This is a genomic window from Pseudomonas avellanae BPIC 631, from assembly GCF_000444135.1.
Taxonomy (GTDB): Bacteria; Pseudomonadota; Gammaproteobacteria; order Pseudomonadales; family Pseudomonadaceae; genus Aquipseudomonas; species Aquipseudomonas avellanae.
Genome location: NZ_ATDK01000040.1, coordinates 1 through 11,898, shown reverse-complemented (window position 1 = coordinate 11,898; position 11,898 = coordinate 1). Strand labels below are relative to the sequence as shown.

Below are 11,898 nucleotides of genomic sequence, written 5' to 3'. Positions count from 1 at the left end.
GCGATCCTCGATTTACAGCGGCTTGACGACGAACAGTCCGTCGTCGTGACCTTCTTCGGAGCCACCGTAAACCTGCTCGGCGACGGTACGGATCGAGCTGCCGCTGGCGGCGAGTATCTGGTCCATCGCCCCGGCGAACCAGCCGGTGAACATGTAGTCGACCTTGCGTCCGACCTTGCCGTAGACGTACACAAAGCACGAATGCTCAAGCTTCACGCTGGCGGTGCCTTTTTCGATATCGATGTCCTGAATCTTGAATAGCCCCCAGCCGCGCTGCGACAGACGCTTCATGTAGTGCTCGAATACCGCAACGCCTTGCAGGCCGTGGCATTCAGCTTCTTTTTCACACCAGTGCCAGGCGGATTTGTAACCGGCCTTGTAGAGAATGTCGGCGTACGCGTCGGCGCCCAGCACTTCTTCGATGCCCATGTGGTTGTTGACGAAAAAGTGCCGCGGCACGTAGAGCATCGGCAACGCATCGGAGGTCCAGACACCGGTTTCGCTGTCGACTTCGATGGGCAGTTGCGGGGCGATTTTAGCCATGGGGGTCAAACTCCAGATAATTTGGTTTACACCCACCGCCGCCAGGGCCGTGGGGGTTCAATTCGATAAGGTTTGGCTGGCGGGTTACTCGCCCCAGACGTCGGCCAGCACGTTGACCCAGTTCTCGCCCATGATCTTGCGCACCACGCGCTCGGGGTGACCGCGCCTGAGCAGGGTTTCCGTGAGGTTGGGAAACTCGCCCACGGTACGAATGCCCAGCGGGTTGATGATCTTGCCGAAGCTGGTCAGGCGGCGGGCGTAGCCCTTGTCATGGGTCAGGTATTCAAAAAAGTCCTGACCGTGGCCCTGGGTGAAATCGGTGCCAATACCGATGGCATCCTCACCCACGATGTTCATCACGTATTCGATGGCTTCGGCGTAATCGTCGATGGTCGACTCGATGCCCTTGGCCAAGAACGGCGCGAACATGGTCACCCCGACAAAGCCGCCGTGGTCGGCAATGAACTTCAGTTCAGCATCGGATTTGTTGCGCGGATGCTCTTTAAGACCGGACGGCAGGCAGTGGGAATAACAGACTGGTTTCTTCGATTCGAGAATGACCTCTTCAGAGGTTTTCGACCCCACGTGGGACAGGTCGCACATCACCCCGACACGGTTCATTTCAGCGACGATTTCACGCCCGAAACCCGACAGGCCGCCATCGCGTTCGTAACAGCCGGTGCCGACCAGGTTCTGCGTGTTGTAGCACATCTGCACGATACCAACGCCGAGCTGCTTAAAGATCTCGACGTAGCCGATCTGGTCTTCATAAGCATGCGCATTCTGGAAGCCAAAGAGGATGCCGGTCTTGCCCAGTTCCTTGGCCTTGTGGATATCGGCGGTGGTGTGCACCGGCATGACCAGGTCGCTGTTTTCGCGCATCAGTTTCTGGCTGGTGCAGATGCTGTTGATGGTGGCTTGAAAACCTTCCCATACCGAAACGGTGCAGTTGGCCATCGTCAGGCCGCCCTTGCGCATGTCTTCAAACAGCTCGCGGTTCCACTTGGCAATGATCAGCCCGTCAATAACGATGCTGTCGGCGTGCAATTCGGCTGGGCTCATCAGGCTGTCCCCTTTTTTGATTCCGGCGCACCGAATCGGCTGTCGGCGCTAATGAGGCCAGCATATGCCGGAGGGTCAGGCGAGCCGGGTGCAAAAACGACAGGGGGTTTGCCGAAAGCGTCAAGATGCGACAAAGGGTGACGGCGTATCGCCCTGCGATGTCGTAAACCTGTTCATTGTCTCGCGCTTGAGACAGAATCCAGCGTATCAATGGATCGGAGCGACTCGATGAAAACGTTTTTGCTGACCCTGGCCCTGACGGCAACGGCTGTGACTGGCGTGCAGGCTGCTCAGAACCCGGACGCTTCGCCTTGTGACGGTGTCGACGACGACAAGCAAACCCTGGAATGCTCGGTTTACAGCCGCACGACCGCAGAACAGTTGCTCAAGGAAAACTTCGACAACCTGCTCAAGCGCGTTCAGTCACAGTTCGTTGCCAACAAATCACAGTTCAACGATTTTACGAGCAAACTCAAGACGGCTCAGCAGGCGTGGGAAAAGCTGCGTGATGCCGATTGCGCGGTCGATGTGTTCCCTTCTGCCGCTGGCAGCAAGGCGTTCACCATCAGTGAAAACGACTGTATTGCGCGCATGAGCGATGAGCGTTCGGAATACCTGGAGTCGATTGCGCAGGAATAACGGCTACGATGAGATAACCTGCTTCTTTATATGAACGAGCTCATCAGGTTTTCTCATGATTATTTGCGGTGTAGAAATCAAAGGCAGCGAAGCCATTTTCGCCCTCGCCACTCGGCAGAGCAGCGGGCTCGCTCATCTGCCCCTGGCCACGAAAAAGATCGCGCTGGAAGACGATGAAGAGCCTGCCAACGTCAAGGCTTTCGCTACGCAGCTCGCCAGCTTCGTACGCGAAAACGGCGTTAGCCACATCGCCATCAAAAAGCGCAGCAAGAAAGGCGAATTCGCCGGCGGCCCGACCACCTTCAAGATCGAAACCATCTTTCAACTGATGTCCGATTGCGATGTAGCGCTGATCTCGCCGCAGACCATCAACGCGCAAAACAAGAAACACGCTTTCGCCCTGCCCGATACGCTGAACAAGTATCAGCACGAGGCTTACAAGGCAGCGTGTGCTGGGTTGATGAAGAGCGTTTAAGCACGTCAAGAGAGGACGCAGAGCGTCCAGAACGGCATGCGACGCGGAGCGTCGCACGATAGCTGTAGGTGCTCTCCCGGACATCGATCGTTCCTCACGCTCCAGCGTGGGAATGCCTGTCGCGACGCTCCGCGTCACAAACCTGTGCCGCGCAGCCAATTTCGAAGTGTTATAAAAAACCCGCATTTCTGCGGTTTTTTTCAATGCGCAATCAACTCAGTTGATCTTGGCATCCAGCTCGCCACGGGCGTAGCGTTCGAACATGGCGTCCAGGGAGACCGGTTTGATCTTCGAGGCGTTGCCAGCGGTGCCGAATGCTTCGTAACGCGCGATGCACACGTCGCGCATGGCCGAAACGGTTTTGGCCAGGTACTTGCGCGGGTCGAACTCGCTTGGGTGTTTGGCCATGAATTCGCGGATGGCACCGGTAGAGGCCAGACGCAGGTCAGTGTCGATGTTGACCTTGCGCACGCCGTGCTTGATGCCTTCAACGATTTCTTCGACCGGCACACCGTAGGTTTCTTTGATGTCGCCGCCGAACTCGTTGATGATCTTCAGCCATTCCTGTGGAACCGACGAAGAACCGTGCATCACCAGGTGAGTGTTCGGGATGCGCTTGTGGATCTCTTTGATGCGCTCGATTGCCAGGATGTCGCCGGTAGGCGGCTTGGTGAACTTGTACGCGCCGTGGCTGGTGCCAATGGCGATGGCCAGTGCATCAACCTGGGTGCGCTTGACGAAGTCGGCCGCTTCTTCCGGGTCAGTCAGCATCTGGCTGTGGTCCAGAACGCCTTCTGCGCCAACGCCGTCTTCTTCACCGGCCATGCCGGTTTCCAGCGAACCCAGAACGCCCAGCTCGCCTTCCACGGAAACGCCGCAGGCGTGGGCAAAAGCGACCACGCGACGGGTTACATCGACGTTGTAGTCATAGTCAGCCGGGGTCTTGCCGTCTTCGCGCAGCGAGCCGTCCATCATGACCGAGCTGAAGCCCAGCTGGATCGAGCGCTGGCAGATATCCGGGCTGGTGCCGTGATCCTGGTGCATGACCACCGGGATGTGCGGGAATTCTTCAACAGCCGCCAGAATCAGGTGGCGCAAGAACGGCGCACCGGCGTATTTGCGGGCACCGGCAGAAGCCTGAACGATCACCGGGGAGTCGGTCTTGTCGGCCGCTTCCATAATGGCGCGCATCTGTTCCAGGTTGTTTACGTTGAAAGCTGGAACGCCATAACCGAATTCGGCTGCGTGGTCCAACATCTGGCGCATGCTGATAAGTGCCATTGTCTGTCTCTCTCCCGGTAGGGTCGTTATCGTGCAAGCCTGCCGTAGTGGCGGCTGCTATTCAAGTTATAGGCACGGCCACAGGGGCCGGGCGTGTGTGCGCGTGATCCGACTTATCGGGCCTTGCAGCCGCGACCGATCAGATCGTTGGTAGCGTCCCAATAAATCAGGCCTTCGCTACCCTTGTTGACGAATGCCAACACGTTGTTGCTGTACAGCGTTCCGCTGGCAGCGCCGGGTTCAGCCTTGAGCCTGAACACCTGATCGCTCTGATTCAGGCGAACATCGACTTCCTTTTTGGCCGAGTCGATGTAGCGCCAGTTGACCTCTGCATTGCTGTCGCAGACCCAACGGTTCCAGGGGTCATTCTGCTGCGGTGTGCTCATGCTCGAACAACCGCCAAGCAGTGCCAAAGCCCCAAGGGCAATCACGCCTTTCATCACGTCTCCTGGCTGCTCGGAAAAATATTCATTCAATAAAAACCACCGAAGCCCGTCAATGGTGACTGACAGGTCTGAGGCCTGAACTACAGGCAACCCACGCTGCCGGTTTTGCGCGGCATGAATTCGTACCGATCCCACACCTCCGGCCCGCCACGCTTGTAGATCACCGGCACGGTCTCGGCTTGCCAGCCCGCCTGATAGCAGCTCAGCTGGAGCGGCTGGGTCGGGGAGTCACTCTCCACCTCATCAGCCGCAGGTTTGCCCGCGCAACCGGCCAGCAAACCTGCGATGAGAAACCACGGTAACGCCCTGACCATTGACTACTCCTTGCCCAAAGCCGCTACTCAGGCCTTGGCACGTTGTTCGAGCATTTCAACCGCTGGCAGAACCTTGCCTTCCACGAATTCGAGGAACGCACCGCCACCGGTCGAGATGTAGGAAATCTGATCTGCCACACCATACTTGTCGATCGCTGCCAGCGTATCGCCACCGCCCGCGATGGAGAACGCCTTGCTCTCGGCAATGGCCTTGGCCAGCGTTTTGGTGCCTTCACCGAACTGGTCGAACTCGAATACGCCAACCGGACCGTTCCACAGGATAGTCCCGGAAGATTTCAACAGTTCGGCGAAGTGCGCAGCAGTTTGTGGGCCAATGTCCAGAATCATGTCGTCGTCGGCCACATCAGCGATCAGCTTGACGGTTGCAGTGGCGCTCTCGGCGAATTCCTTGGCAACCACCACGTCAGTCGGCAACGGCACGCTGACCTTGGCGGCAATGGCGCGCGCGGTGTCCAGCAGGTCTGGCTCGTAGAGCGACTTGCCGACCTTGTGACCGGCTGCGGCCAGAAAGGTGTTGGCAATCCCGCCGCCAACAATCAACTGATCGCAGATCGCGCTCAGGCTGTTGAGCACGTCCAGCTTGGTCGACACTTTGGAACCGGCGACGATAGCAGCCATTGGCTGAGCCGGAGCGCCCAGCGCCTTGCCCAGCGCTTCCAGTTCGGCAGCCAGCAACGGGCCAGCAGCAGCCACCTTGGCGTATTTGGCCACGCCGTGGGTCGAGCCTTCAGCGCGGTGAGCGGTGCCAAAAGCGTCCATCACGAACACGTCGCACAGGGCCGCGTACTTCTGCGCCAGCTCGTCGGCGTTCTTTTTCTCGCCCTTGTTGAAGCGAACGTTCTCGAACAACACGATGTCGCCCGCCTTGACGTCAACGCCGTCCAGGTAATCGGCGACCAGCGGAACGTCACGACCCAATGCCTTGCTCAGGTATTCAGCAACCGGCTTGAGGCTGTTTTCAGCAGAAAACTCGCCCTCGGTCGGACGGCCCAGGTGCGAGCAGACCATGACGGCCGCGCCTTTTTCCAGCGCCAGCCTGATGGTCGGCAGCGAGGCAAGAATACGTGCATCGCTGCTGACCACGCCGTCCTTTATCGGAACGTTGAGGTCTTCGCGGATCAGTACACGTTTACCTTGCAGATCGAGGTCGGTCATCTTCAAGACGGTCATGAGCATTCCTGTTTTTTACTGTTATTGGTCAGCGACGCGCAAAAAGTGATCAGCGACGTCGAGCATTCGATTGGCAAAGCCCCACTCGTTATCGAACCAGGCCAGCAAATTCACCAGCCTTGGACCAGAAACGCGGGTCTGACTCGCATCGACAATCGCCGAATGCGGGTCATGATTGAAATCGCAGCTGGCGTGCGGCAACTCAGTGTAGGCCAGCAGCCCCTTGAGCGGGCCACTGGTGGCAGCCTCGCGCAGGATACGGTTGATTTCCACGGCGTCGGTGTCCCGCGCCGTTTGCAACGTGATGTCCAGGCACGACACATTGACGGTCGGCACACGAACAGCTTTGGCCTGAATTCGGCCGGCAAGTTCCGGAAGCAGCCGCTCGATTCCTCTCGCCAGACCGGTGGACACCGGAATGATCGACTGGAACGCCGAGCGTGTGCGGCGCAGATCCTCGTGGTGATAAGCGTCGATCACCGGTTGATCGTTCATCGCCGAGTGGATCGTGGTGATGGTGATGTATTCAAGCCCGATGGCCTGATCCAGCAAACGCAGCAGTGGCACACTGCAGTTGGTGGTGCACGACGCTGCGGAAACCAGTAATTCCCGGCCGGTCAGTTTCTGCTGATTGATGCCGAACACCACCGTGGCATCGACATCGCGCTCACTGGCCATCGGCTGGGAAAACAGCACCCGTGGCGCACCGGCCGCGAGAAAACGCTGGCCGTCGTCACGGTTGTTGTAGACACCTGAGCACTCAAGCACCAGATCGACTTCCAGCTCGGCCCAGTCGATGCCTTCCGGCGTCGCACTGCGCAGCACCTTGATGCGGTGGTCGTTGATGTGCAGGTATTGCCCTTCGACCCGCACTTCGCCAGGGAACCGGCCGTGTGTGGAGTCAAAGCGCGTGAGGTATTCGAGACTGGCCATGTCAGCCAGGTCGTTGATGGCAACCACTTCAAACCCGGCCTTGGCCCCCCGCTCGCACAACGCGCGTACAACACAACGGCCAATACGGCCGTAACCGTTCAGAGCAACTTTGTAAGGGCGGGGCTGGGGCATGAAATTTTCGCCAGGGGATGAACCAGGTTGCGTAAACGATAAAACCTGTGGGAGCGGACTTGTCCGCGAAGGAAGCGCCTCGGTGAGTCAGGCAAACCGAGTGCTCTCATTCGCGAGCAAGCTCGCTCCCACAACATCAACATCAACATCAAGCAGCTGATCAGTCTTCCAGCAGCTCGTCAGCAATGCTCAGGACGTTTTCCAGCGTGAAGCCGAACTCTTCGAACAGCAGTGGCGCAGGCGCCGACTCGCCGAAGGTGGTCATGCCGATCACACGGCCTTCCAGGCCCACGTATTTGTACCAGTAGTCGGCATGAGCCGCTTCGATAGCAATACGTGCGCTGACCTGAAGTGGCAGAACGGCTTGCTTGTAGCCTGCGTCCTGAGCTTCGAAGACGCTGGTGCATGGCATGGAAACCACACGAACATTGCGGCCCTGAGCGGTCAGCTTTTCGTAGGCTTCAACGGCCAGACCAACTTCCGAACCGGTCGCGATCAGGATCAGCTCGGGTTCTGCAGCGCAGTCGCGCAATACGTAACCACCACGAGCGATGGCATCTATTTGCTGCGGTTCACGCGCCTGGTGAGTCAGGTTCTGACGCGAGAAGATCAACGCGGAAGGGCCGTCGTTACGCTCCAGCGAGTATTTCCAGGCCACTGCCGATTCAACGGCATCTGCCGGACGCCAGGTGTCCAGGTTCGGCGTGGTACGCAGGCTGGTCAGTTGCTCGATTGGCTGGTGAGTCGGACCGTCTTCACCCAGACCGATGGAGTCGTGGGTGAACACGTAGATCACGCGCTTTTTCATCAACGAGGCCATACGCACCGCATTGCGCGCGTATTCCATGAAGATCAGGAAGGTTGCGCCATATGGCACGAAGCCACCGTGCAGAGCAATGCCGTTCATCATGGCGGCCATGCCGAACTCGCGAACGCCGTAATGCAGGTAGTTGCCGTTAGGATCTTCGCCAGTGATGCTCTTGCAGCCTTTCCAGATGGTCAGGTTGGAACCGGCCAGGTCAGCCGAACCGCCGAGAATTTCCGGCAGCAACGGGCCCAGTGCGCTCAGCGCGTTTTGGCTGGCCTTGCGGCTGGCAATGGTTTCGCCCTTGGCGTTGACTTCGGCAACGTAAGCCGCCGACTTCTCGGCAAAGTCAGCAGGAAGTTCGCCGCTCATGCGACGGATAAATTCATTGGCAAGCTCCGGGAAGGCAGCAGAGTAGGCAGCAAAGCGCTGGTCCCACTCAGCTTCAACAGCCAGGCCTTTTTCCTTCGCATTCCACTCGGCGTAGATATCAGCCGGGATTTCGAAAGGACCATGGTTCCACTTCAGAGCAGCGCGGGTCAGGGCGATTTCGTCAGCGCCCAGCGGTGCACCGTGGGACTCTTCCTTGCCCTGCTTGTTCGGCGAGCCGAAACCGATGGTGGTCTTGCAGCAGATCAGCGTTGGCTGGTCGCTTTTGCGAGCGGTGTCGATGGCGGTCTTGATTTCGTCGGCGTCATGACCGTCGACATTGCGAATGACCTGCCAGCCGTAGGCTTCAAAACGCTTTGGCGTGTCATCGGTGAACCAGCCTTCGACTTCGCCGTCGATGGAGATGCCGTTGTCATCGTAGAACGCGATCAGCTTGCCCAGTTGCAGCGTGCCGGCCAGGGAGGCGACTTCGTGCGAAATGCCTTCCATCATGCAGCCATCACCCATGAACACGTAGGTATGGTGATCAACGATGGAGTGGCCTGGACGGTTGAACTGTGCAGCGAGGGTCTTCTCGGCAGCGGCGAAACCGACGGCATTGGCAAAACCCTGACCCAGTGGGCCAGTGGTGGTTTCAACGCCTGGGGTGTAGCCAAACTCCGGGTGGCCCGGCGTGCGGCTGTGCAACTGACGGAAGTTTTTCAGATCGTCGATGGACAGGTCATAGCCGGTCAGGTGCAGCAGCGAATAGACCAGCATCGAGCCGTGGCCGTTGGACATGATGAAACGGTCACGGTCGGCAAACGACGGGTTGGTCGGGTTGTGTTTCAGATAATCGCGCCACAGAACCTCGGCGATATCCGCCATGCCCATCGGGGCACCCGGATGGCCGCTGTTGGCTTTTTGCACGGCATCCATGCTTAGGGCACGAATAGCATTGGCACGCTCACGACGGCTTGGCATCGCTGATCTCCTGGGAATTGTAAAATTAGGATCGGAAAAAAGACGGCCATTTTCCCTCAGGGACAGGCCGGGGGCAATCACAGATAGTCGACCATAGGCTTTTTTCCTGCATCACGGACATTATTTGGCCTGTAAGGACTGGATTACCCATCAGCGCGACAAGTTCACAAAGCCTGACCGATGCCACCCATCAAGCAATATCAAAACTTTTTGATATTGCCCTTGCGACGTTCAGGATCGCTCTTTAGACTGCGCAACCATGAACCTGCGCGTACCTGCCATTCGCCATGACGCCTGCGACGACCTCTCTGCATTGTGCAAGGCCGGCGGCGACCCTTTGCGACTGAATGTGCTGCGCGCGCTGAGCAACGATTCGTTTGGCGTGCTGGAACTGGCGCAGATTTTTGCCATTGGCCAGTCCGGCATGAGTCACCACCTCAAAGTGCTGGCACAGGCTGATCTGGTTGCTACAAGGCGTGAAGGCAATGCGATTTTCTACCGTCGCGCCCTGCCCCATACCGATCTGCCCGGCGGCAGGCTGCACGCGGCGTTGCTCGATGAAATCGATACGCTAGGCTTGCCCGACGATGTTCAGGGGCGTATCGGCCTGGTGCATCGGCAACGCGCACTGGCCAGCCAGGATTTTTTTGCCCGCACTGCGGAGAAATTTCGCGCCCAGCAAGACCTGATTGCAGGGCTGGCGCAATACAGCGAGAGCCTGCTGACGCTGCTCGACAAACTGAGCTTCGGTGCGCAGGCAACCGCGCTGGAAGTAGGCCCCGGCGACGGCGGCTTTCTGCCAGAGCTGGCGCAACGCTTCCAGCAGGTGATTGCCATGGACAGCAGCCCGGCCATGCTTGAACTGGCGCGGGGCCTGTGCGAGCGCAGGGCGCTGGCTAACGTTGAGCTGAGACTGGCCGATGCACTGACCGACACTAAAGTCAGCGCCGATTGTGTCGTCCTCAACATGGTGCTTCACCATTTTGCAGCACCGGCCGAAGCCTTGAGGCAACTGGCCGACCATGTAAAACCCGGCGGTAGCTTGCTGGTAACAGAATTGTGTAGTCATGACCAGAGTTGGGCCAGAGAGGCCTGTGGCGATCTCTGGTTAGGTTTCGAGCAGGAAGACCTGGCCCGTTGGGCCATCGCTGCGGGGCTAGTTCCCGGGGAAAGCCTCTATGTAGGCTTACGTAATGGTTTCCAGATCCAGGTTCGCCATTTTCAGCGACCGGCTGGCAACACTCACCATCGGTAAAATGAAGGAAACCCGTAGAGATGAGCGAATACTCACTTTTCACCTCCGAGTCCGTGTCCGAAGGGCATCCGGACAAGATCGCCGACCAGATTTCCGACGCGGTTCTGGACGCCATCATCGCTGAAGACAAATACGCCCGTGTAGCGTGCGAAACGCTGGTCAAGACTGGCGTGGCAATCATCGCTGGCGAAGTGTCGACTTCGGCCTGGGTCGATCTGGAAGACATCGTGCGTAACGTCATCCTCGACATCGGCTACAACAGCTCCGACGTCGGCTTCGACGGCGCGACCTGCGGCGTGATGAACATCATCGGCAAGCAGTCGGTGGACATCGCCCAAGGCGTTGACCGCAGCAAGCCTGAAGATCAGGGCGCTGGCGACCAGGGCCTGATGTTCGGCTACGCCAGCAACGAAACAGACGTGCTGATGCCCGCGCCGATCACCTTCTCTCACCAGTTGGTACAGCGTCAGGCCGAAGCCCGCAAATCCGGCCTGCTGCCGTGGTTGCGCCCGGATGCAAAATCCCAGGTCACTTGCCGCTATGAAAACGGCAAGGTGGTCGGCGTCGATGCCATCGTGCTGTCGACCCAGCACAACCCGGATGTGTCCTACAAAGACCTGCGCGAAGGCGTAATGGAACTGATCGTCAAGCACGTCATTCCTGCGCACCTGCTGCACAAGGACACCCAGTTCCACATCAACCCGACCGGCAACTTCATCATCGGTGGCCCGGTAGGCGACTGTGGTCTGACCGGTCGCAAGATCATCGTCGACACCTACGGCGGCATGGCCCGTCACGGTGGCGGTGCGTTCTCCGGCAAGGACCCATCTAAGGTTGACCGTTCGGCGGCCTACGCCGGTCGTTACGTGGCCAAGAACATCGTCGCTGCCGGTCTGGCCGAACGCTGCGAAATTCAGGTGTCCTACGCTATCGGTGTGGCTCAGCCTACGTCGATCTCGCTGAACACCTTCGGCACCGGCAAGCTGTCGGACGACAAGATCATCAAACTGGTCCGCGACAACTTCGACCTGCGTCCGTATGCCATCACCACCATGCTCGACCTGCTGCACCCGATGTACCAGGCCACTGCGGCCTACGGCCACTTCGGTCGTACCCCGGTCGAAATGACCGTTGGCGATGACACCTTCACCGCCTTCACTTGGGAAAAAACCGACCGCGCCGACGCCCTGCGCGCCGCTGCCGGCCTGTAAAACTCCTAAAGAAGCCCCGAACGACCAAGTCGCTCGGGGCTTTTTTTCGCCTGAGGATTATCGTGCGACGCTCCGCGTCGCATGCCGTTCTGGACGCTCTGCGTCCGATCTTGAATGCGCGGCGCGGCACAGATCTGTGACGCGGAGCGTCACGCACTGCATTCCGACGCTGGAGCGTGCGGAACGATAATCGTAACTATCTCAACCTCAACTATCGTGCGACGCTCCGCGTCGCATGCCGTTCTGGACGCTCTGCGT

Annotated in this window: 12 protein-coding genes; 4 read left to right on the top strand and 8 right to left on the bottom strand. The window is 58.7% G+C overall.

The window, feature by feature from the left end; all coding sequences use genetic code 11:
• Positions 1 to 12 precede the first annotated feature (12 nt).
• Together DW49_RS0101265 and DW49_RS0101260 are read right to left on the bottom strand one after the other, a co-directional pair.
• The gene (locus tag DW49_RS0101265; protein WP_005613912.1) at positions 13 to 543 is read right to left on the bottom strand and encodes a DUF5943 domain-containing protein; all 531 of its coding nucleotides are present in this window, start codon (positions 541 to 543) and stop codon (positions 13 to 15) included.
• 84 nt (positions 544 to 627) lie between these two features.
• Complete coding sequence (locus DW49_RS0101260) at positions 628 to 1,605, bottom strand: dipeptidase (protein WP_005613910.1); 978 nt, start codon at positions 1,603 to 1,605, stop codon at positions 628 to 630.
• A 228-nt stretch (positions 1,606 to 1,833) separates the two neighbouring features.
• Here DW49_RS0101260 and DW49_RS0101255 point away from each other — a divergent pair, with 228 nt between their 5' ends.
• On the top strand, positions 1,834 to 2,244 hold the full coding sequence (locus DW49_RS0101255; RefSeq protein ID WP_003382378.1) for a lysozyme inhibitor LprI family protein: 411 nt from the start codon (positions 1,834 to 1,836) through the stop codon (positions 2,242 to 2,244).
• Positions 2,245 to 2,299: 55 nt separating this feature from the next.
• Positions 2,300 to 2,719 carry a DUF3010 family protein gene (locus DW49_RS0101250; RefSeq protein WP_003382376.1) on the top strand — a complete coding sequence of 140 codons (420 nt, stop codon included), beginning with the start codon at positions 2,300 to 2,302 and terminating at the stop codon, positions 2,717 to 2,719.
• A 216-nt stretch (positions 2,720 to 2,935) separates the two neighbouring features.
• Here the strand turns inward: DW49_RS0101250 and fba are convergent, their stop codons facing one another.
• From fba to tkt, 6 genes are all read right to left on the bottom strand, one after another.
• Positions 2,936 to 4,000, bottom strand: a complete 1,065-nt coding sequence (gene fba, locus DW49_RS0101245) for a class II fructose-bisphosphate aldolase (RefSeq protein ID WP_003382375.1) — start codon at positions 3,998 to 4,000, stop codon at positions 2,936 to 2,938.
• A gap of 113 nt (positions 4,001 to 4,113) precedes the next feature.
• The gene (locus DW49_RS0101240; RefSeq protein ID WP_005613908.1) at positions 4,114 to 4,440 is read right to left on the bottom strand and encodes an MliC family protein; all 327 of its coding nucleotides are present in this window, start codon (positions 4,438 to 4,440) and stop codon (positions 4,114 to 4,116) included.
• 86 nt (positions 4,441 to 4,526) lie between these two features.
• On the bottom strand, positions 4,527 to 4,760 hold the full coding sequence (locus DW49_RS0101235; RefSeq protein WP_005613907.1) for a putative periplasmic lipoprotein: 234 nt from the start codon (positions 4,758 to 4,760) through the stop codon (positions 4,527 to 4,529).
• A gap of 27 nt (positions 4,761 to 4,787) precedes the next feature.
• Positions 4,788 to 5,951 carry a phosphoglycerate kinase gene (locus tag DW49_RS0101230; RefSeq protein WP_005613906.1) on the bottom strand — a complete coding sequence of 388 codons (1,164 nt, stop codon included), beginning with the start codon at positions 5,949 to 5,951 and terminating at the stop codon, positions 4,788 to 4,790.
• A 21-nt stretch (positions 5,952 to 5,972) separates the two neighbouring features.
• Positions 5,973 to 7,016 (bottom strand): erythrose-4-phosphate dehydrogenase, encoded by a 1,044-nt coding sequence (epd, locus tag DW49_RS0101225; RefSeq protein ID WP_005613904.1) that lies wholly within the window; start codon positions 7,014 to 7,016, stop codon positions 5,973 to 5,975.
• A gap of 160 nt (positions 7,017 to 7,176) precedes the next feature.
• The gene (gene tkt / locus DW49_RS0101220) at positions 7,177 to 9,174 is read right to left on the bottom strand and encodes a transketolase (protein WP_005613902.1); all 1,998 of its coding nucleotides are present in this window, start codon (positions 9,172 to 9,174) and stop codon (positions 7,177 to 7,179) included.
• A gap of 259 nt (positions 9,175 to 9,433) precedes the next feature.
• Here tkt and DW49_RS0101215 point away from each other — a divergent pair, with 259 nt between their 5' ends.
• A complete protein-coding gene (locus DW49_RS0101215) occupies positions 9,434 to 10,429 on the top strand; it encodes an ArsR/SmtB family transcription factor (protein ID WP_005737417.1) in 996 nt (331 codons plus the stop codon).
• A gap of 20 nt (positions 10,430 to 10,449) precedes the next feature.
• Positions 10,450 to 11,640 carry a methionine adenosyltransferase gene (gene metK / locus DW49_RS0101210; protein WP_002555698.1) on the top strand — a complete coding sequence of 397 codons (1,191 nt, stop codon included), beginning with the start codon at positions 10,450 to 10,452 and terminating at the stop codon, positions 11,638 to 11,640.
• Positions 11,641 to 11,898: the final 258 nt, after the last annotated feature.

Excerpts from the sequence above, each read along its gene's own strand:
- DW49_RS0101265 (WP_005613912.1), bottom strand. The coding sequence starts at position 543 with ATGGCTAAAATCGCCCCGCAACTGCCCATCGAAGTCGACAGCGAAACC.
- DW49_RS0101260 (WP_005613910.1), bottom strand. The coding sequence starts at position 1,605 with ATGAGCCCAGCCGAATTGCACGCCGACAGCATCGTTATTGACGGGCTG.
- DW49_RS0101255 (WP_003382378.1), top strand. The coding sequence starts at position 1,834 with ATGAAAACGTTTTTGCTGACCCTGGCCCTGACGGCAACGGCTGTGACT.
- DW49_RS0101250 (WP_003382376.1), top strand. The coding sequence starts at position 2,300 with ATGATTATTTGCGGTGTAGAAATCAAAGGCAGCGAAGCCATTTTCGCC.
- fba (WP_003382375.1), bottom strand. The coding sequence starts at position 4,000 with ATGGCACTTATCAGCATGCGCCAGATGTTGGACCACGCAGCCGAATTC.
- DW49_RS0101240 (WP_005613908.1), bottom strand. The coding sequence starts at position 4,440 with ATGAAAGGCGTGATTGCCCTTGGGGCTTTGGCACTGCTTGGCGGTTGT.
- DW49_RS0101235 (WP_005613907.1), bottom strand. The coding sequence starts at position 4,760 with ATGGTCAGGGCGTTACCGTGGTTTCTCATCGCAGGTTTGCTGGCCGGT.
- DW49_RS0101230 (WP_005613906.1), bottom strand. The coding sequence starts at position 5,951 with ATGACCGTCTTGAAGATGACCGACCTCGATCTGCAAGGTAAACGTGTA.
- epd (WP_005613904.1), bottom strand. The coding sequence starts at position 7,016 with ATGCCCCAGCCCCGCCCTTACAAAGTTGCTCTGAACGGTTACGGCCGT.
- tkt (WP_005613902.1), bottom strand. The coding sequence starts at position 9,174 with ATGCCAAGCCGTCGTGAGCGTGCCAATGCTATTCGTGCCCTAAGCATG.
- DW49_RS0101215 (WP_005737417.1), top strand. The coding sequence starts at position 9,434 with ATGAACCTGCGCGTACCTGCCATTCGCCATGACGCCTGCGACGACCTC.
- metK (WP_002555698.1), top strand. The coding sequence starts at position 10,450 with ATGAGCGAATACTCACTTTTCACCTCCGAGTCCGTGTCCGAAGGGCAT.